Below are 20,231 nucleotides of genomic sequence, written 5' to 3'. Positions count from 1 at the left end.
GCCCGACATCATCGGCTTGGCCGCACCCAGCGCAACCCCGCCATCGTCCTCACGCTTGAAATAGATGTTCGGGAAGGCCGAGAAACGGTGCCAGGCCACACCCCAGGTGACATTGCGGCCGACCAGGTACAGGAACGCCATACCGGACATCAGCTTGATGAACGCGAAGATCGACACCATGACCGGGCTGGCGGGCAGCAGCTTGGCCACCTGCATGGTGAAGAAGTCGGTCGCGGCGTTGGAGTGGTGGTAGGTCGCGATCTTGCCGGCCTTCACGAAGATCATGCCGAGGCCTTCCATCAGCACGATCGTCTCGATGACGTAAGCCGGGGCGAACTTCGAGCCGCCGAAGCGGGAAAGGCGCTCGGGCACCCGCGGGTGGTTCAGCTGACGGATGGCGATCAGCGTCACGATGCCGACCACGGTGGCGATGCCGAGGATCTCGTCCGCCAGGTGGTAGATAGCCCAGCCGCCGACGACCGGCCAGTGGAACTCGGGGTCGAACGTCTGTCCGTACGCCTCGAACCACAGTACGAAGCCGGCGAGGAAGCCGATCATCACGAGCCAGTGCGCCCAGCCGACGGTGCGGAACTTGTTCATGCGGGTGTGCGCGATGAACTCCACGAACATCTGCTTGAAGCGCGGGAAGAACGGTCGCCACCGATCGGGCGCGCCCTGTCCGACCATGATGGTGCGAGCGATGTTCCTGACGCCGCCGAAGAACGACGCCCAGCACAGGAGGCTGAGCGCCGCTCCGAATGTGCCCAGCGTCACTGTCAGGGCATTCATGTCGCGACCTTTCTTTGAGGCAACACGAGCGACTGGTGCGGCAGGCATGCCGTACCGGTTGGTCGTATCGTAACTGCCAGTAAGTTACTCGCCGGTAACTTATAGTGTCTATCGTACGATCGGTATTTGAGGTCCGCCCCCACTTGCTGGGGCTTGACCTGATATTTACTTGTGATCAATCTCACATAGATTCTCGAAGTCCGTCGTGAGATCAGCCGGTAACCACCGTAAACACCGAGCAAGTCACACCAATCGGTAAGGACAGGCTTACTCGGCGGAATCTGCTAGGGATCTCGCTTCTGGGCGCTCGTTCGATTACGCTCACGTCGTTCTGTTTGCCACGCCTGTCTTCGCACCGCTCGGGGAGAATCCGAAGGGGCCGACCGTCTTTCGGGTTGAATGAGAGCTCTCGCGTGTGGAAGCGCGGCGCGCGGACAACAACTCCTGATAATGGATTGGAAAACCGAATGAACTTCCGCAGAACCACCGCGGCCGCCGCGTTGGTCATCGGCGCGATGACCGTGGGTATGGGTACTGCTCACGCGGAACCTGCCGCGCCCGCACCGGCCGAGGCCATCAACTACTCGGTCAAGCTGGTGGACAAGACGGTCGTGACCACGCTCAAGGGGGGGACCTTCGAGCTGGCCAAGTCGTCCGATGATGTCAAGGAAAACGACATCTACCTGGTCAAGGACGACGCGGGCAACACCGTCATCGAGCTGCCGCTCGACTTCAAGGTCGCCGACATCGCGGTGCCGGTGAAGCCGGAGCTCAAGAACGACGGCAAGGTGCTCGAGCTGACGCCGGACCAGAACGCCATCCCGGCGGACAAGAAGGCAGGCACAAAGGTCGACGCGGTGAGCTTGGCCCTCAAGCCGGTCGCCTCCCCGATGGAAAACCAGCGCGCGCAGAACGAGTTCGCTAGCCAGTTCGGCATCGCGACGGCCGTCGGTGGCTTCCTCGGCACCGCTCTCGGTGTGGTTGCAGGCGGCGTGGTCGGCGTGGCGATCGGCCTCATCGAGTGCATCACTATTGTCGGCTGCATCGCGGCGATTCCGACGATCGCCGCCTTCGCCGGCATCGGAGGCATCCTGGGCACTATCGCGCTCGGAGGTCCGGCCCTGGCTCTCGCAGGTATGGACCTGATCAACACCTTGAACGCTCCGGAAGGCACCACCAAGTGGGCCGACAAGCCGAAGGCTGGGCAGGCCGCGAACTGATCCGGTTCTTCTCCTACAGCCGGCCCGTTCCCTTCGGGGAGCGGGCCGGCCGTCGTTTCGCGGGTCTCCTGCCCGACAGCAGTGCCCAGCGGTTCAGCTCGGCAGCTCCAGCGAGCCGTGGAAAGCGACCTCCCCCAAACGGGTTCCCAGCTCGCCGTAAGACCGCTCCGCCATCTCGAACGTGCCGTTCTCGCGGACCAGCAGGACCGTGCTCGCCCTGGTGCCGTGCACCCGATGGGCGATGAATCTCGCCGACAGCGCCCGTTCCATCTCCGGCGGGACGCCGGTGTGCGGCAGCTGATCGTCCGGGACCTCGGTGTGATCGGAGAGCACGTCGTAATACCGGTCCAGCGCACCGGGATCGGATTCCACCACCTTGCGCAGTTCGGTCAGGCCGTCCTGGACCTTGGGCCAGATCCGCTCGGGCGCCTCGAGTTCGGCGCCGGGCGTCGCCTCGGCCGACGTGACGAAGGTGCCGTTGGAGAGTCCGTGGAAGCCGGGAGCGAGCGGTTGCGGTGGATTCGCGCTGCGGTTCGAATGCCACCACAGCGCAGCCAGATCCGAGATCACCAGGTTGTACCCGTTGTAGTCGTCCGGCGCCGCGGCGACCTCCCGAGCGTACTTTTCCGGGCTGGGAAATTCGCCAGAGGGTTGCCTGTCGTCGCCGCCGCGCAGGAAATCCATCAGCAGAGCGCCGCGTGAACGCGCGTCTGCGCGTTGGTCATCCGGATTTCGGACGTTGGTCACCGCGGCGAAGCGATTGTGTGCACCCGCCACGCTCATCCCCAGCCAGGTGCCCGGAGGATCGCCCTCGCGCCTGCCGATCGCGCCCGTGTCGCGCCCCGCGAGCAGTCCGGGCACCTCCGGCCACCACCGCATGGAGTCGGTCGGCCGGGTGTAGAACTCGTCGCGGTTGGCCGCCACGATCAACCGGTAATCCGGGTGTGCGCGCCAACCGATCAACACCAAACACATGTGGTCCAGAATGCCGGACAGGCCCCGCGCGGTCATCGGAAAGGGCAGCGGAAAAACGGTGCGAGACAGCGAAAAGGCCGCCCGCGCGAACGCAGACGGCCTTTTCGGGCAAACATGCTCAGTTGGTGCGGATCCGCAGCCCCGGGTTGTCGGAGAGGACCACGCTGACCGGCTGCGCGAACAGCTGCGGCGCGTTGCCGGTGAGCGCGCCGATCAGGTTGGGGATCTCGCAGATCGGGTAGTCGGCCACCGACGAAGCGCTGGAGATGCCGAGTGCGAGACGGCCGGTCACGATCGGGCCGCCGCTGTCGCCGGGCAGGGCGCAGATGTTGGCCGAGAAGCTCTGCGTCAGTTCACGATCGCCGACCTGCACGGTCTGGTCTACGGCGTTGACGACGCCGCAGCTGAATCCGGTGCGCGAACCCGACTTGCAGACCGGGGCGCCGACCACCGGGGTGGCCACGCCGTCGACCGCGATCGGCCCGGCGCCGGGCACCTTCACGCTGTTGTTGGAGAAGCGGTCCGCGAAGGAGTCGTTGATCCGGATGATCGAGTAGTCCTGGTTGCCGAGCACCGACTTCTGGAACACGCCGAGCTGAGCGCCGCGCCGCTCCTGAGGCAGCAGCTCGTGCACGGCCGACGCGTTGCCGAGGTCCGGGTTGCAGTGGCCCGCAGAGATGTTCACAACGTTGCCGGCACGGTCGGTGCCGTTGAAGCCGAACGAGCAGCGCAGCTGGCTTCCGCCGCCCACCGAGGCGTAGCCGTCGCCGCCTGCCAGCGCCGCCCGGTTGTCGCCCTCGGCGATGGCGGTGCCCTGCGGCAGCAGCTCGGCCGCCACCGGCGGCGCCATCACGATGACCCGCGACGGGTCGACGAAGCTGGGCATCGGCAGGCCCGCCTGGTCCACCCGCACCGCGATGCTGTTGTTGACCGTGTCGATCACGACGCCGCGCACCAGGGCCGCGACCGCCTCGGGCTGGCTCTCCAGCCACCGATCGAACGCGCTCTTCTCGCCGCGCAGCGCCGCTTCGCTCTTGGCGACGTTGCGCACCTCGAATCCGGCCGATTCGGCCGCCTTGCGCGCCTCCTCCGCGCCGGGCCCCTGCGCCACCGCGACGATGGCCTTGCCCGCGTCGTCGAGCCAGGCGCCGCCGAACACCCCCGGGTACTGGCGCTGCGCCGAGGTGGCGAAGGCCGCGACCTGCTGGCCGAGCTCGGCGCGGCGCAGGTATTCCTCGGGCGAGATCTTCAGGTCACGGGTGACCGCGGCGATGAGATCCGAGGGCAGGGCCGGGGCGGGTTCCGCGTTCGCCACTGCCGCCGTCGGTCCGAACAGCATGATCGCCGCCGAGGCGGCGATTACTGACTTCCGGAATCTTGTCTGTCGCGCAGCTGATCGGGGTTGACCCATACGTGGCAGGAGCATGTCCAGACTATATGGGGTCCGGCCCGGTATTCCCACCCGAGCGGGGACCCCATTTTGCCTAATTCGGACTAATCCGGCGATGCGTTGGTCATCCGGCATTCGGACGGGTCCGAACCTGGATGCCGCTGCCGAGCCCGCCGCCCGCGGACTCGTCGATGTCGGCGAGGATCGCGCGGATCGGAATGCCGAGCGTCGCCGTGCCGCCGTACGGCGCGAGCGCGAGGTTCGCCTCGCTGCAGTCCGGTGCGTCGGCGGCGTTGGAGCCGCTGGTGATGCCGAGCGCCAGGGTGCCGGAGACGATCGCGCCGCCGCTGTCGCCGCCGAGGGTGCAGGCGGAGCTGGCGAAGCCGCGGATCGTCTTGCTCTCGCCCTCGGCGGTGTAAAGCTGCGTCTCGACCCGGTCGGCGACCACGAAACCGCAAGTGAACGTGGACGACTGGCCCGACTTGCACACCGGTGCGCCGGTGATCGGATCGGCGGTGCCGGTGATCGACAGGGTGGTGCCGTTCGCGCCGCGCACCGAGGGCTGGTCCATGCCCGCCCGGACGGCGCGGTCGTTGAGCTTGATCACCGAGTAGTCCAGCGCGTTCTGCCCGCCGAGCTTGGCGTTGACGAAGCTGCCCAGCTCGGGGCTGTTGGGGAGATCCTTGAGGTTGGGGAGGTAGACCCCGGCCTGCTGGTTCGCCTTGCCCACGTTCGGGTCGCAGTGGCCCGCGCTGATGTTGAGCGCGTTGCCCGCCGAATCCACGCTGTTGAAACCGAAGGAGCAGACGTCGACGTTGCGCAGCGAGGAGTCGTGCAGCGAGCTGGGCGCGCTGATGTAGGTGTCGCCGCCCATCGGCCTGCGCTCGACGGGGCCGCCGTTGCCGGGGGAAAGGATGACCTTGATGTTGGCGATCAGGGTCGGCAGGTTCAGCACGTGGCCTGCGGGGGTGTTAGCGACGCTGAGCACCAGCTGGCTGTTCAGGAAGTCGATGGCCACCGAGTTGATCGCCGCGGACAGCTCGCGCGGTAGCGAGGTGATCCACTGGTTGAGCTGCATCAGCGAGCCCTCGAGGCTGTCCGCGGAGACCGGGGCGAGGCGGGTCTGGTAGCCGTCGTCCGCGGCGATGCGGGCGGCGTCCGGCGAGGTCACCGCGACGACGGCCTTGCCGTCGGCGCCGATCCACGCGCCCGCGTAGGAATCGGGGCGTTCGGAGCGGAAGTCGCGGGCGTAGTCGCGAAGCTGCTGGGCGCGGGCCGCGCGGTCGAGGTATTCCGTGGGCGTCATCTTCAGATCGCGCGCGATCGCCTGCACCAGTTCCGCGGGCAGGGTATCGGCGGCGAGCTGGGGCGGCGCGGGTTCCGCTGTCGCCGTGCCGGACAAGGGGGCCAGAAGAACGGTCGCCGCGGCCGTGAGAGAGGCAGCCTTGACCGCGGCGCGACGCGCCACCAACTTGCGCATGAAGTCCCTTCGTCGGCACGGAAGTGCCAGCTAAATCCGTGGGCCGTCGGCGGCGAACCTCTTGGCGCACAGTCCTCGATCAGCGACCGACCGGTCGTCGCGATACATCGGACGGACCGGTCAGCGCTTCACTCTAGGGCACAAACCCCTTCCGTTCGCTACTAATCAGCGAGGCCGTGTGTTACCGGGTGTCTGCCACTGCGGGTTCCACCATTCGTACGGGTCGTAGGACGGGTACGGGTACCACGGGTTGGTGTTGCGGGCGGTGGTCGGACGCGAGGGCGCCGTCGTGGTCGGCGTGGTGGTCGGCTCGGTCGTCGGAGGGGGCGTCGGCGAGGGCTCGACGGTCGGCTCCGCTTCGGTGGTCTCGGTGATCACCACCGGCGGCTCGGCGACGGGCGGCGGGGCCACCGGCGGCGGGGCGACGCTGCTCGAGGTGCCCGACTGCGCGTCGCGCACCGACGGAACGGCGGGGGACTCCTCGCCGCGGAAGAGCACGGCGACGCCGATGCCGCCGAGTACGAGTCCGATCAGCGCCGCGACCGCGATCAGCACCGAGACGCGGCGGCGGTCGCCGGACCGTGGCGTGGGCGCGGGCGCCGGCGTTTCGGGGGCCACCGTCTCGACGAGCAATTCGGTCGGCAGCGGCGTCGCGGTCGGCATCGCCGCGGAGTAGGCCTGCATACGGGTTTCGGCGGGCACCGCGGGAATGATGTCGGTCACCACGGTCGAGTTCTCGGCCGCGCCCGGATCCGGCGGCGTCGCGCCCGCGGGGGTGGCGAGTACGGAGGCCAGCGCGGCCCGCGCGGCGTCGTAGGCGAACGACTTGCCGGGTTCGGCGGTGTCGACTGCGGGCAGATCGGCCTCGCTGACCAGCACAACCGATTTCAGACCCAGGTAGTCCAGCGCCTCGCGCAGCGACTGCACCTGCTGAGCGGGCCAGGAGCCGGGGTGGGTGGCGTAGAACTCCGCTGCGCCGCTGAGGTGCTCGGTGGTCAGGTTGATCAGGCAGAACAGGGCGGTGGCGACGAGGTCCTCCGCGCGATACGCCTCGCCGTCGTCGACCGAGATACCCGCGGGGTTGCCGACCGCGCCGACGAAACCGGTGATGGAGTGTGAGTGGTCTGTCGGCGCGTCGCCGCCGAGGACGGTGTCGCCGTCGTCGGACATGTGCAGCACCGACTCTCGGACGACGTAGTGCAGGTCGCCCGAGTCGGTGACGATCGCGGCGGTGCAGTCCTCATCGGCGATCCGCAGGCCCACCCCTGTGGCCATCACATTCCTCGTTTCGGCTTCGATCGGCCCGCCCCGGGCGATCACACGAGCAATGAGCCGTGTCCCATGGCGCGGAGCATTGACAATAACTCCGAGCGGGATCGCGCACCGATCCGACGTCGGATCCGCGCGACATGGTGCTCGACGGTCTTGGCGGAGATGTACAGCCGCGCACCGATCTCCCGATAGGTCAGTCCGAGCAACACCAGTTCGGCGACTTCCCTTTCCCGTTCGCTCAGGATCGCGGCGCCGTCCCCGGCGGGATCGGGCGCGCTGGACGTGCGCGGTGCGGCGGCGGACTGTGGCACCGGCTGCTCCTGCGGTTTCGACTCGGCGCGCACCATGCGGGCCAGCTTGAGCAGCGCTGTCGCTGTCGCGGAATCGGCTGCGGACAGGGCGGCTTCGCTGGCCAGCCTGGCCGCGTCCCAGGTGAGGCCGATCTCGCGCAGTCCGTTGACGGCCACCTCGACCGGTTTCACCTCGACCTGCCCGCGCAGCACGAGCACCCAGGTGCGGCCCGCGTCCACCAGCACGGCCGCGTGCCGGTCACCCGCCTCGGCCGCGGATTTGAGCAGGCGCGCGTGCGGCAGCAGCTCCGCCGGGCTCTCGTGGGCGATGGCCGCCTGCACGCCGTACCAGTGGAAGGCGTTGGCCCAGGCGGGCGGCTGATCGAGGCGGTGCAGCAGGCTCAGCGTCGCGTCGACGAGCGGCGTGACGCGGCGTTCGTCGCGCAGCCGGATGCCCGCCAGCCACAGTTCGCCGATCGGCAGCACCGTGAGCAGGTCGGCGTCCACGTCGTCGAACAGCGGGTAGGCGGCCTGCCAGGCGCGGGTGAGCGCGGCGTGGTCGCCGCCGCGGCGCGCGAGACCGACCGCGACGCCGTGCGCGAGCAGCCGGTCACGGATGTCGAGCTGGTCCCAGTCGAGGGCCGCGACGGTGTTCGCCGCGGCCTGTTCGTCGCCGCCGAGCATGGCCGCCCACGCGGCGAGCACCTGAAGTTGGTGGCAGCGTAGACCGCTGGTGGTGGCCCGGCGCAGCGCGTCACCGGCGCGGCGCGGCTCACCTGTGCTCAGACACAGCAAGGTCGCGATCGAGACGGCCGTGCACGGCAGGAATCGGTCGACGCCGGAGTCGGCGTGCGCGGCCTGGATGAGCGCGGAAACCGCGCTGGGCGTTCCGCTTCCGTGATCGGCGAGGGAGTCGGCGAGCGCGGTCGCGATCAGCCGGGCGTGCGAGCCCGCCTCGGTCGGCGGCCAATTGCCCGCCGCGCCGGACAGTTCGGTCGCGGCGGGCACATTGCCCGCCAGATACAGCACGGTCGCGCCGACCGCCCAGTCCGGGCCGACGCGGTGCGCGCCGAGCCAGCCGTAGAGCTGTGCGGCCCGGCCGACGAGTCCGCGCCGGGTCAGCACGCCCGCGCAGATCCGCACGGCGTCGGAGAGATCGGAGCCGTCGACGCCCGCCCTGGCCAGTACGGGTTCGGCCAGCCGCATGGCGGTCTCGCCGTCGCCGGTGCGGGCGGCGGCCTCGGCCCAGCGCAGCCCTATCTCGTTCGGATCGGCGCCCGCCGCGGCGGCCGCGGCGTAATAGCGGACCGCCTCACGTCCGGCGTGTTCGGCTGAGGTGCAGAGGAATTCGGCGAGGCGCGGGTCGCGGACCCCGGATTCGGCGAGCAGCAACGCGGTGTGGTCGCGCAGCAGGCCCGCGTCGAGGCGGGCGGAGAGCAGCCTGCGCTGCACCGCGACGAACCTGCGGTCGCCGAGCATGGTGCGCAGCGGTGCGACGGCGGGGGCGAGCAGCAGGTCGGCGTCGGTCACCAAGGCGGTGGCGCGGGCCCGGTCGATGAGCGTCTGTGCGGCAGCCGATTCGACGCCGAGCACTTCGGTGAGTTCGCTGGAGTCCAGCCCGGTCCCGGTGGTCGCGACGACCAGGGTCTCGAGCAGATCGGGTTCGAGGTTGTCCAACTGCGAGCGCGACCAGTCGGCCACCGCCTCGTCCACGGTGCGGATCCCGGCGTCCAGGCGCGCCGAGCAGGCGGCGGAGAGCGCGGCGACGACGCCGCCGCGGATACCGCCGGTCTGCTGATGAATGTGCTGCGCGACAGGACGCGGCACCATCATCCCCAATTCCCTTGCGAAGGGCAGGATGTCGGCGACACCGAGCGGTCGGAGGTCGACGATGCGCCCGCGCCGGGCCACCGCCTCGGCCAGGGCGCGCAGGTGCGCGTCGTGCGGGCGCGGCTGCACCGCGATCACCGCGGTGCAGTTTCCGGATTCGACCGCCGTGCAGAGCGTTTCGAGTTCGGACGCGCCCAAGGTGTGCGCGTTGTCGATGATCAGCGCCGGGCGGGGCGCGTCCGGGTCGGCGCTGTCCACCTGGCCGTTCGTCGACGCGTTCGGTCCCGGCGCGGCGACGTTGTCCTGTAGGGGAATACCGCGTCCGCGCAGGCGCGTGCGGATCACCGAGAGCAGGGTGGACTTGCCGGTGCCCGAGCGGCCGCGAATCAGGTAGACGGCGGGTTCCTGCTCGGCGCTGTCGAGTTCGCGCAGGATGTCACGGGCGCTCGGGAGAGTGTCGAACGCCGTGTCAGCCACCGTTGCCCCCGAGGATCTCGCCCGGCGCGCGCAGCACCGTGCCGACCGCGCCGCCGACTCCGTCCACCACATCGCCGAGCGGATCGGTCAGCACTCCGGTGGGGACGCTCGGTGCCTGCGGTTGGTGGGGCTGGGGCTGTTGTGGTTGCGGAGCAGGAGGATTCGGTCCCGGTGTGGGTTGCGGCGCCGATTGCGGCGCGGGCTCCCCGGGAGCGGTGGCGGCGGGTGCGGGCTGCCCCTGGGTGGGCTGCCCAGGCGCGGGCTGGTTGTTCACCACCGCGACCGTGCTCGAGCCAGGGGTCGAGTTCGCCGCGGAACCAGGCTGCGGCGCTACGGGTTTCGGTTGTTGCGGGGTGCCGGTGCCGGGATCCGCCGCGGGAACGTCCGATGCCGGAGCGCCGGTGCCGCCGGGCGCCGCGACATCGGCGGGCCCCGGCGAGACGGACTGCTCGGGGGAAGGCGAGTTCGCGGGTGACTGCGCGCCGGTGCCGATCGCGACGGTGCCGGTGGCGAGCAAGCCGATGACCACGGCCGTACCCGCGACGATCGCGGCGCGCCGGCGGCCGGTGAGCCTGCGGATCCGGGACTTCGGCAGCTCGTTCTCGGCGCCGCTGCCGGAGCGGCGCGGCCGCTCGACGGCGGGCAGTTCCTTCGTCTTCGGTGCGACGGCGGTCGCGGGAACCTCGGCGAGCGCCGCGACCGGGGCGGTGTCGATCGCGCTGTCCATCAGATCCCCGGCCAGCGCGGCCGCCCCGCGAGCGCTGGTGTTGGCAGGCTCGGGCGCGGCGACGACCGGGAGACCGAACTCACCCGAGATCAGCTCGCCGACCAACGGGATCGCGCCGCCGCCGCCCGTCAGCAGGACCCGGCCGATGTCGCCGACGTCCAGTCCCGCGCGGTGCACGGTGTCGCGAATGAGGTCGAGGGAGGTGAGCAGCGGGCCGCGGATCAGTTCTTCCAGCTCGCCGCGCACCAGACGGATCTGGTCGCCCACACCGGAAGCGGGGTCGAGCCGGACCGGGACGACCGTGGCGGTATTTATGGAAAGCTCTTCTTTCGCTTTTTTGCAGCGCTCTCGCAATACCGATAATTCGCGTTCCACGACCGGGTCGAACGGATCGAAATCATTTCCACGCAATGCGTTAGCCAGCACGTAACGCATGGTCAGCAGATCGAATTCCGAACCGGCGACGTCGGTGGAACGCAACGAGGCCAGGAGCGCAGTCTGAGTTCCGGTGCGCACCACCGAGACCGTGCACCCGGTCGCGCCGAGGTCGTAGACGACCAGCGCGCCGTCGCCGAGCGGACCGTGCGCGGCCTCCAGCCACTGCACCGCCGCCGTCGGCTCTGGGACGAGCGTCACATCGTTCAGGCCCGCCGAGTCGAACGCGGTGCGCTGCACGTCGATCGTGTGCCGCGACCACCACGCCGGATGGCAGGCGACCACGGCATCGGGCTCTTGCCCTGTGGCATGGGCGATTTCGTCGATCAGACAGGTGACGGCCGTCGCCACCAAGTCCTCCGCCGCATGCGCGGAACCGTTTTCGGCCAGGATGTCGACCGGATCGCCGACGCGAGCCAGAAACCCTTCCAGCACCGCATCACTGGAGTGTCTTCCGGTGCGCCGCGCGCCGTTCCCGAAGGAAGGCGGGGCGTCCCGGCTCAAACGCAACACACTCGGGTGGTTCGCGACGGTGCCACCCGCGGCCGGCCCGGCCTGGGTGTCGCCGATCTCTCCCGTCGTCGCCACGGCGACCGAATTCGACGCCCCGACCTTGATGCCGAGCGCCAGACGCTGTGTCATTGGTGAACCTCGTTAGGGGAAAACCGTGTGATCCGGTAGTCGCTGCTGGGTTGTTCGGTGGTGCGAGATAGCCGAGTGATCCGGCCGACCTGTCAGATCTGTCGGTAGCTGGGGAGCCGCCGTTACCGGGTAGGGGAAGGTGCGGGGTAATTCCCCTAATGGCCGTCCGGCCCCTAACGGGTTGCACCCGTGATTGGTAGGGGTCCGCCCCGTTCCCCCGTAACACAATGCGTGCCTAGCGTGAAATGCATTCCAACGAGAGCGGATCGCGTGGTCCGCCGATCCCAGGAGACGATCCTCGATGACCCCCAACGTGATTCTCGAGTTCATCCTCGGCCTGCTGCGCGACCGCGAGGCCGCGGTAGGTTACTGCGCCAACCCGGAAGGCGCGCTGGCGGCCGCGGGACTCTCCGCGGTCACGCCGGAGGACATCGCCGCGGTCGCCCCGATGGTGGCCGAGTCGGCTCTGGTCGCGGGCGGCTCGCAGCTGTCGGCGATCGTCGCGGCGGGCACCTCGGCTTCGGCCGGAGCCGCCGCGGCAGGCGGTGTCGGCGCCGCCGCCTCGGCGGGCGCGAACGCGGCGGTCGGCGCGGCGGCGAACGCAGGCGTCGACCTGGGCGCCGACGTGAACACCGACATCGACCTCGGCCTCGGTCTGAACACCGGACTGAACGGCGATCTCGGCGCAGGCCTCGACCTGGGCGGCGCGCTCGGCGCGGGCCTCGGGGCCGTCGTGAACGCGGGCACCGACCTCTCCGCCGATCTGGGTGGCGCGCTGGGCACGACCGTAGGAGCGGGCGCGCAGGCCGTGGCCGATCTCGGCGGCAGCCTGACCGCGGGCCTCGACGGCGTCCTCGGTGCGGGCGCGGGTGTCGGCGGCGCGCTCGGCGCGGTCACCGACATCGCCGCGGGCGTCGGCGGGGGTCTGGATGCGTCGGTCGGCGCGGGTCTGGAGGGTGCGCTCGGCGCCGGTGCCGGTTTGACGGGTGCCGTGGGTGGCGCGGTGGGTGGCGTCGCCGATATCGCCGCCGGGCTGGATACGTCGGTCGGTGCGGGGCTCGAGGGCGCGCTCGGCGCGGGTGCGGGTCTGACCGGTGCCGTCGGCGGGGCTTTGGACGGTGTCGGCGATCTCACAACCGGCTTGACCGGCGGCCTGGGCGGGGCATTGGACGGTGTGCTGGGCGTCGGCGCTGGGCTCGGTGCTGGTTTGGGGGGTGCCGTTGGTGCGGGTGCCGAAGCCGGTGCCGATCTGGAAGGCGCGATCGGCGCGGGCGCTGACCTCGGCGGCGATCTCTCGGCCGGTATCGGTGGCGCTGTGGATGGTGCGCTGGGCGTTGGGGCTGGGCTCGGTGCTGGTTTGGGGGGTGCCGTTGGTGCGGGTGCCGGTCTCGGTGCGGGTCTGGAAGGCGCGATCGATGCCGGCGCTGACCTCGGCGGCGACCTGTCCGCCGGTGTCGGTGGCGTGGTCGACGCGGGTGCCGGTCTGGGCGCGGGCTTGGGCGGCGCGCTCGGCGCGGGAGCCGAATTGAGCGGTGACGTGGCCGGCGGTCTGGGTGGCGCGCTGGACGCGGGCCTCGGCGCGGGCGCGAATCTCGGTGCCGGACTGGAAGGCGCGTTGGGCGCGGGGCTGGGCGGCGCGGTTGGCGCGGGCGCCGAGCTTGGCGGTGACATCGCCACCGGAGTCGGTGCGGGCCTGGATGGGGCATTTGGTGCGGGCGCGGAATTGGGTGGCGACCTGTCGGCCGGTCTCGGCGGTGCGGTCGGTGCGGGTGCCGAAGTCGGTGCCGGTCTGGGCGGCGGTCTGGAAGGCGCGATCGATGCCGGCGCCGAGCTCGGCGGCGATCTGTCCGCCGGTGTCGGTGGCGTGGTTGACGCGGGTGCCGGTCTTGGCGCGGGTCTGGGCGGTGCGCTGGATGCTGGTGCGGAGTTCGGCGGCGATGTGGTCGGTGGTCTCGAAGGTGCGCTGGATGCGGGCCTCGGCGCGGGCGCGGGCCTGGGTGTGGGTCTGGAAGGTGCGGTTGGTGCGGGCGCCGAGTTCGGTGGTGACCTGTCGGCTGGAATCGACTCTGCGATCGGCGCGGGTGGCGATCTTGCCGCCGGTGTGGGTGCGGGTCTGGACGGTGCGCTGGACGCGGGCGCGGGGTTCGGCGGCGATGTGGCCGGTGGCTTCGTTGGTGCGCTGGACGCGAGCCTCGGCGCGGGCGCCGAGCTGGGTGGCGATTTGTCCGCCGGTGTAGGTGGCGCGATTTCCGCGGGCGGCGATCTCGCGACCGGTGTAGGCGCGGGTCTGGACGGTGCGCTGGATGCCGGCCTGGATGCGGGCGCGGACCTGGGTGCCGGGTTCGACGCCTTCGGTGCGGGTACCGAACTCGCCGGTGATCTGTCGGCCGGTCTCGATGGTGCGCTGGACGCCGGCGCCGAGGCGGGCGGTGGCCTCGAGGCGGGTCTTGGCGGCGCCGTCGACGCGGGCGCGAACCTCGGTGGTGATTTCGCTGCCGGTGTCGGTGGTGCGCTGAACGGTGGGGCCGAGGCGGGCGCGAATCTTGGTGCGGGCGTTGGCGGTGCGGTCGATGCGGCCGCGAACCTGGGCGGCGATCTGTCCGCGGGTATCGATGGCGCGCTGGATGCGGGCGCGGGTCTTGAAGGTGCGCTGGATGCCGGCCTGGGTGCGGGCGCGGACCTGGGTGCCGGGTTCGACGGTGCCTTCGGCGCGGGTACCGAACTCGCCGGTGATCTGTCGGCCGGTCTCGGTGGCGGCTTGGAGGCTGGTCTGGGCGGTGCGGTCGACATGGGTGCGAACCTCGGTGGTGATTTCGCTGCCGGTGTCGGTGGTGCGCTGAACGGTGGGGCCGAGGCGGGCGCGAATCTTGGTGCGGGCGTTGAGGGTGCGCTCGGAGCGGGTGGTGCTGTGGCCGGTGGGCTCGAGGGTGCTTTCGATGCTGGAACCGAGGCGGGCGCGGGTCTGTCGGCTGGTCTGGAGACCGGTCTCGGCGGGGCTGTCGATGCGGGTGCGAACCTCGGTGGCGACTTGGCCGCTGGTTTCGGTGGTGCGCTGAATGCGGGCACGGAGGCTGGTGCCGGTCTGGAAGCTGGTCTCGGCGGGGCGGTTGATGGCGGTGCGAATTTGGGCGGTGATCTGGCCGCCGGTGTCGGTGGTGCATTGGATGCGGGTGCTGGTCTGTCGGCTGGGCTCGGTGGTGCGGTCGATGCGGGCGCGAACCTTGGCGGCGATCTGTCCGCTGGTCTCGAGACCGGTGTCGGTGGTGCGGTCGATGCGGGTGCGGATCTCGGTGGCGATTTGGCCGCTGGTTTCGGTGGTGCGCTGAATGCGGGCGCGGAGGCTGGTGCCGGTCTGGCCGGTGGTCTGGAGGCTGGTCTCGGTGGGGCGGTCGACGCAGGCGCGGACCTTGGCGGTGATCTGTCCGCTGGTTTCGGTGGTGCGGTGGATGCCGGCGCAGGTCTGTCGGCTGGTCTGGAGACCGGTCTCGGCGGTGCGGTCGACGCGGGCGCGAACCTGGGCGGAGGTCTGTCGGCTGGTCTCGAGACCGGTCTCGGTGGTGCGGTCGACGCGGGTGCGAACTTCGGCGGCGATCTGGCCGGAGGGCTGGAAAGTGCTGTGGGCGGTGCGTTCGAAGCGGGTGCCGGTCTGGAGGGCGGTGTCGAAGGCACGGTCGACGCGGGCGCTGCGGCCGGAGCAGGCTTGGCGGCCGGGCTCGGCACCGCGGCGAGCGCCGGTGCGGAGTTCGGTGGTGAGTTCGCCGGTGGCATCGATGGGGCCATCGACGCCGGGGCCGGGCTGGAGAGCGGCTTGCAGGGCGCGGTGGAGGCGTCCGCCGGCGTCGGGTCCGGTGTTTCCGGCGGGGCGAACGCGGGTGCTCAGACGGTCACCGGTCTGGAGTCGAGCGTGTCGGCGGGGCTCGGCAGCGTTCTCGGCGCGGAGCAGGAGATCGGCGGCGGGCTGAACAGTGAACTCGGCGGCGTGCTCGCCAGCGGCGCGCAGGGCGGCGCCGAACTGGGCGGCGGCTTGCAGGGTCTGGTCGGTGGCGTGACCGGGTTCGGCGGCGGTGTGTCCGGCGGTGCGGACGCCGCTGTCGAGGCGGGCGGCGAATTCGGAACCGGTTTGGAGACCGGCCTTTCCGGCGGTCTCGAAACCGGCGCTGCGGCGGGTGCGGATCTGACGGGCGGTCTCGGCGGCGCGCTCGGCGCGGGCGGCCAGGCGGCGTCCGGAATCGAAGCGGGTCTGTCAGCGGGCCTCGGCGCCGCCGGCCAGGCGGGCGCCGGTCTCACGGCCGGGCTCAACGGCGCCATCGGCGCGGCTGGTCAGGCCGGGGCCGGACTGGAATCGGGCCTGTCGGCCGGACTCGGCGCGGCGGGGAACGCGGGCGCGGGTCTGCACAGCGGTCTCGAGTCCGGTCTCGGTGCCGCGGGGAATGCGGGTGCTGGTCTGCACAGCGGTCTGGAGACGGGCATCGGTGGCGCGGCGGGCGCGGGAGCGGGTCTGCACAGCGGTCTCGAGACGGGAATCGGTGGCGCGGCCAACGCCGGTGCTGGTCTGCACAGCGGCCTGGAGACAGGTATCGGTGGCGCGGCCAACGCGGGCGCGGGTCTGCACAGCGGTCTCGAGACCGGCGTCGGCGGTGCGGCTAACGCGGGTGCTGGTCTGCACAGCGGTCTGGAGACGGGTATCGGTGGCGCGGCTAACGCGGGTGCTGGTCTGCACAGCGGTCTGGAGACCGGCGTCGGCGGTGGTCTGAGCGGCGGTCTGGACTCCGGCATCGGCGGCACGGCGAGCAGTGGCCTCTCCACCGGAGCCTCCAGCTCCTTCCACGGCGGCGCGGACGCAACGCACTCGGCCGGCGCGGGAGCACAGGGTGCGCTCGGCGGCGGAACGGACCTGGGTGGCAGCATCGGTTCCACGGCGGAGACCACCGCGCACACCTGGTCCTCGCTGGACGTTTCGAGCGCATTCGGCAGCGGTTTCGACGGCGGCACCAATGCGACCGGCGAGACCTCGCTGTTCGCCGAGGGCGCGTCGAGCGTCGATCTCGGCGGGTCGACCGACCTGTCGGGTGATGCGTTCCTGCACTGAGAGAGGTCGATATCGCGATGGGGACACCCGTATCCGCTTCCGCGCCCGCGGTACCGCTGCTGTCGGTACTGGGTGAAACCATCGCCGCGGCGCGCGCCGCGGGTCGCACCGATCTGGTCGGCCGCCTGGAGACGGCGGCCGACCGGGTCCGCGACCCGCGGCGTCGCATCGTGATCGCGGGTCAACTCGGCCAGGGCAAGAGCCGTTTCGTGAACGCGCTGCTGAACGTCGATATCTGCCCGGTCGGCGACGACGCGACCACCGACGTCCCCGCCACGCTCGTGCACGGCGATCAGGCGCACGCGGAGCTGCTGCTCACCGACCCGTACGGCGGCGGTGAGAGCCGGATTCCGGTGCCGATCGAACAGCTTCCCGAGATCGACGCCCGCCCCCCGCTCGCCGATGGCAGGCGGGTGCTGCGGATGGAGATCCAGCTGCCGAATCCGCTGCTCGCCGACGGCATCGTCCTGGTCGACACCCCCGGCGTCGGCGGACACGGAAACGCGGGCGCCACAACGGTTCTCGGCATAGTCCCGGCCGCCGACGCGGTGTTCGTGGTTTCCGACGCCTCCACCGAGATCACCGAACCCGAGCTGGTGTTCCTGCGTCAGGTGCGCGAGCTGTGCCCCACGGTCGCGCTGTTGCTCACCAAAACCGACCTGTACCCGCATTGGCGGCGGGTCCACGAAGCGAATCTCGGCCACCTGCATCGCGCCGGGTTGGACGTGCCGATCATCCCGGTCTCGGCGCTGCTGCGCGAGCACGCCATGCGCCTACAGGACGCCCAGCTCGGACTGGAGTCCGGCTTCGGTGTGCTGTATCAGTTCCTGCGCGAGCAGGTGGTCGCTCGCGATCAAGCCGCGACCCGTGCCGCCGTCGCCCGCGATATCCAGTCCGCCGCGGAACATCTGGCGCTCGCGTTGGGCAGCGAACTCGTCGCGCTGCGCGATCCGAATCAGGGCGCGGCCGCGATCCGGGAACTCCGGGCCGCGAAAACCGCTGCGGAAGAACTGCATCGGCGCACCGCCGCCTGGCAGCAGACACTCACCGACGGAATCACCGATCTGGCAGGCGATGTCGACCACGATCTGCGAGATCGCCTGCGCGGCTTGACTCGGACCGGCGAGGAGTGGATCGACGAGCACGATCCGGGCAGGCACTGGGACGCGATCGCCGAATGGCTCGCCGGCACCGTCGACAGCGCGCTCGGCGACAACCTGCTGTGGACCCACAAGCGCGCGATCCAGTTGGCCGAGCGCGTCGGCGAACACTTCACTCACATCGGCGCGGTGGAGCTGCCCGATGTGAAGAGCGGGCTGAACTCCGAGGAAAGCCTCGCCGGGTGCGGCACCCTCGCCGATCTGGAGCCGGATATCGGTTTCGCCAGCAAGCTGCTCGTCGGCATGCGCGGCTCCTACGGTGGTGTGCTCATGGTGGGCCTGGCCAGCACCTTCGCCGGGCTGGCCATGCTCAACCCGATTTCCATCGGCGCGGGACTCATCGTGGGCGGCAAGGCATTCCGCGACGACAAACAGGCCCGCTTGGCTCGCCGCCGCGTCGAGGCCAAGAACGCGGTGCGCCGCTTCGTCGACGACGTCGCGTTCCAAGCGGGCAAGGAGTCCAAGGACCGCCTGCACAGCATCCATCGCGCGCTGCGCGATCACTACAGCGGTGTCGCCGAGCGCGGCCTGCGGTCCATCGAGGATTCGCTGCGCGCCGCGCAGGAGGCGGCCAACATGGAGACCGCGCGCCGCACCGAGCGCTGCGCGGTGCTGGAACGCCAGCTGCGCTTCGTCGCGGAGCTGCGCCGCTACGCCGACGCCATGCAACAGCCCATCGACGCGACCGTGCCGAGAGCTCTCGGTACGGTATCGGGGTGATCACGACACCCCACTCGCGCTCGACCAGGGGCGCCGCCTCTTTCCGGTGCGCCGTCGAGACCCGAACCGGCGTGCACGCCGCGGGGCGCCGGTGACCACGAGGGTCGCGCCCGGCATCGTCGTCGAGGCGCACCGGTTGGTGGACGCGGCCAGGCAGGCGTTCGCGCGCGAGCCGCGGCCGAGGGCGCTGCTCGCGGACTGCGCGCGCAGGCTGGATCAGCCGCTGCGCGTCGCGCTGGCGGGTTCGCTGAAAGCGGGCAAGTCCACGCTGCTGAACTCGCTCGTCGGCCAGGACATCGCGCCCACCGACGCGACCGAGTGCACCAGGGTGGTCACCTGGTACCGCAACGGCCCGACCCCGAGCGTCACCGCCTACGCCCCCGACGGCGCTGCCGCGAATGTGGTGGTGCGCCGTGGCGGCGGCGCCCACGGACTGACCTTCGACCTGCAACGGCTGAACTGGAACGCGCCCGGCCCCCGCGAGGTCGACCACCTCGAGGTCGAATGGCCCGCGGCCGCACTGGCGCACACCACCATCATCGACACTCCCGGCACGTCATCGCTGTCCCGCGAGGTGTCGCGCCGCACCGCCCGCCTGCTGACGCCGGACGACGAGGACGCCGCGGCCGCCGAGCACGTCTCGGTCCCCGGCGCCGACGCGGTCGTCTACCTGCTGCGCAGGCTGGACGCGACCGACATCCGCTTCCTCGAGCGTATCGGCGCGGGAACCGGTGCGCGCCAGGGCGGTTCGGGCCTGGCCGGTCCGCTCGGAGTGGTCGGCGTGGTCTCGCGGGCCGACGAGATCGGCGCGGGACGCATCGACGCCTTGGATTCGGCCCGTGATGTGGCGTCTCGCTTCGCCACCGAGCTGGAGCGAACCGGCTTGTGCCAGGCCGTGATTCCCGTCGCGGGACTGCTGGCCTTCGCCGCGGCGACGCTGCGTCAGCAGGAGTTCGCCGCCTTCCAGGCGTTGGCGGGTGTTCCGGTCGACGAGCTGACCGCAGCGATGTTGTCGGCGGACCGCTTCGCGCGCCCCGACATTCCGCTGCCCGTCCCGCCGGAACTGCGCGCCCAGCTCGCCGAGCGCTTCGGCCTGTTCGGTATCCGCATGGCGGTCACCCTGATTCGGCTCGGCGTCCGCGACTCCGCCACGCTTGCCGCCGAATTGACCAGCCGCAGCGGCGTGGACGAGCTGCGCTCGGTGCTCGACGTGCAGTTCGGCCAGCGCGCCGACCAGCTCAAGGCGCATTCGGCGCTGACCGCCCTGGCGCGGGTCCTGACCGTCTATCCGGGCACTTCAGCCGACCAACTGTTGCCGCGGGTCCGCACCCTGCTCGCCGACGTGCACGGTTTCGCCGAACTGCGTCTGCTCGGCCGCCTGCGCACCGACGAATTGACGCTGCCCCCAGCCGATCTCGCCGAACTGCATCGCTTGATCGGCGGCTCCGGCATCGCACCGCACCTGCGCCTCGGCCTCCCGGTGCACGCGGGCCCGGAGGCGCAGCGAGCGCAGGCCGTCGCCGCGGTGCGCAAATGGCGCGAACGCGCCCGCCACCCGATGGCCGACCAGCTCACCACCCTCGCCTGCCTGACCGCCGCCCGCAGCGCCGAGGGAACCCTGAGCATGCTGCCCCCGGCCCCGGAAATGCGCATGGGTCGCCGCTGACCAGCGCCCGATCCCGGCCTGATCACGCGGGTCCGGCACGCGGCCGGAAGTGGCGCCGGTTCCTCAGCC

10 protein-coding genes and 1 pseudogene are annotated in these 20,231 nt (G+C 70.8%); 4 read left to right on the top strand and 7 right to left on the bottom strand.

Features of this window, described 5'->3' with window-relative positions; genetic code table 11:
• Positions 1 to 789, bottom strand: a pseudogene (locus tag AC3EO7_RS34300) (Fe-S oxidoreductase); the annotation flags it as partial.
• A gap of 413 nt (positions 790 to 1,202) precedes the next feature.
• Between AC3EO7_RS34300 and AC3EO7_RS34295 the strand changes: the two are divergent.
• Positions 1,203 to 2,009 (top strand): DUF8020 domain-containing protein, encoded by an 807-nt coding sequence (locus tag AC3EO7_RS34295; RefSeq protein ID WP_435593461.1) that lies wholly within the window; start codon positions 1,203 to 1,205, stop codon positions 2,007 to 2,009.
• Positions 2,010 to 2,102: 93 nt separating this feature from the next.
• Here AC3EO7_RS34295 and AC3EO7_RS34290 read toward each other — a convergent pair whose 3' ends face one another.
• The 6 genes from AC3EO7_RS34290 to AC3EO7_RS34265 all read right to left on the bottom strand — a co-directional run bounded on the left by AC3EO7_RS34290 (position 2,103) and on the right by AC3EO7_RS34265 (position 11,527).
• Positions 2,103 to 3,020 carry an NRDE family protein gene (locus tag AC3EO7_RS34290; protein WP_435593460.1) on the bottom strand — a complete coding sequence of 306 codons (918 nt, stop codon included), beginning with the start codon at positions 3,018 to 3,020 and terminating at the stop codon, positions 2,103 to 2,105.
• Positions 3,021 to 3,102: 82 nt separating this feature from the next.
• Positions 3,103 to 4,410 carry a S1 family peptidase gene (locus AC3EO7_RS34285; protein WP_435593459.1) on the bottom strand — a complete coding sequence of 436 codons (1,308 nt, stop codon included), beginning with the start codon at positions 4,408 to 4,410 and terminating at the stop codon, positions 3,103 to 3,105.
• Between the two features lie 88 nt (positions 4,411 to 4,498).
• Entirely contained in the window at positions 4,499 to 5,854 is a 1,356-nt protein-coding gene (locus AC3EO7_RS34280; protein ID WP_431968136.1) for a S1 family peptidase, read from the bottom strand.
• A gap of 165 nt (positions 5,855 to 6,019) precedes the next feature.
• Positions 6,020 to 7,129 carry a hypothetical protein gene (locus tag AC3EO7_RS34275; protein ID WP_431968134.1) on the bottom strand — a complete coding sequence of 370 codons (1,110 nt, stop codon included), beginning with the start codon at positions 7,127 to 7,129 and terminating at the stop codon, positions 6,020 to 6,022.
• Between the two features lie 41 nt (positions 7,130 to 7,170).
• Positions 7,171 to 9,723, bottom strand: a complete 2,553-nt coding sequence (locus AC3EO7_RS34270; protein WP_435593458.1) for a LuxR C-terminal-related transcriptional regulator — start codon at positions 9,721 to 9,723, stop codon at positions 7,171 to 7,173.
• Positions 9,716 to 11,527 carry an Hsp70 family protein gene (locus tag AC3EO7_RS34265; RefSeq protein WP_435593457.1) on the bottom strand — a complete coding sequence of 604 codons (1,812 nt, stop codon included), beginning with the start codon at positions 11,525 to 11,527 and terminating at the stop codon, positions 9,716 to 9,718. Before AC3EO7_RS34265 ends, AC3EO7_RS34270 begins: the two co-directional genes overlap by 8 nt.
• Before the next feature lie 301 nt (positions 11,528 to 11,828).
• Between AC3EO7_RS34265 and AC3EO7_RS34260 the strand changes: the two genes are divergently transcribed.
• The 3 genes from AC3EO7_RS34260 (at position 11,829) to AC3EO7_RS34250 (ending at position 20,162) form a co-directional block, all read left to right on the top strand.
• Positions 11,829 to 16,616: an IniB N-terminal domain-containing protein gene (locus tag AC3EO7_RS34260; RefSeq protein ID WP_435593456.1), complete on the top strand. Its 4,788-nt coding sequence runs from the start codon at positions 11,829 to 11,831 to the stop codon at positions 16,614 to 16,616.
• A 17-nt stretch (positions 16,617 to 16,633) separates the two neighbouring features.
• The gene (locus AC3EO7_RS34255) at positions 16,634 to 18,496 is read left to right on the top strand and encodes a dynamin family protein (protein WP_435593455.1); all 1,863 of its coding nucleotides are present in this window, start codon (positions 16,634 to 16,636) and stop codon (positions 18,494 to 18,496) included.
• A 91-nt stretch (positions 18,497 to 18,587) separates the two neighbouring features.
• Complete coding sequence (locus AC3EO7_RS34250) at positions 18,588 to 20,162, top strand: dynamin family protein (RefSeq protein WP_431968126.1); 1,575 nt, start codon at positions 18,588 to 18,590, stop codon at positions 20,160 to 20,162.
• Positions 20,163 to 20,231 lie beyond the last annotated feature (69 nt).

This window comes from Nocardia sp. bgisy118 (assembly GCF_057708605.1).
The sequence above is the reverse complement of the archived record's forward strand: the minus strand, read 5'-3'. Positions and strand labels throughout refer to the sequence as shown.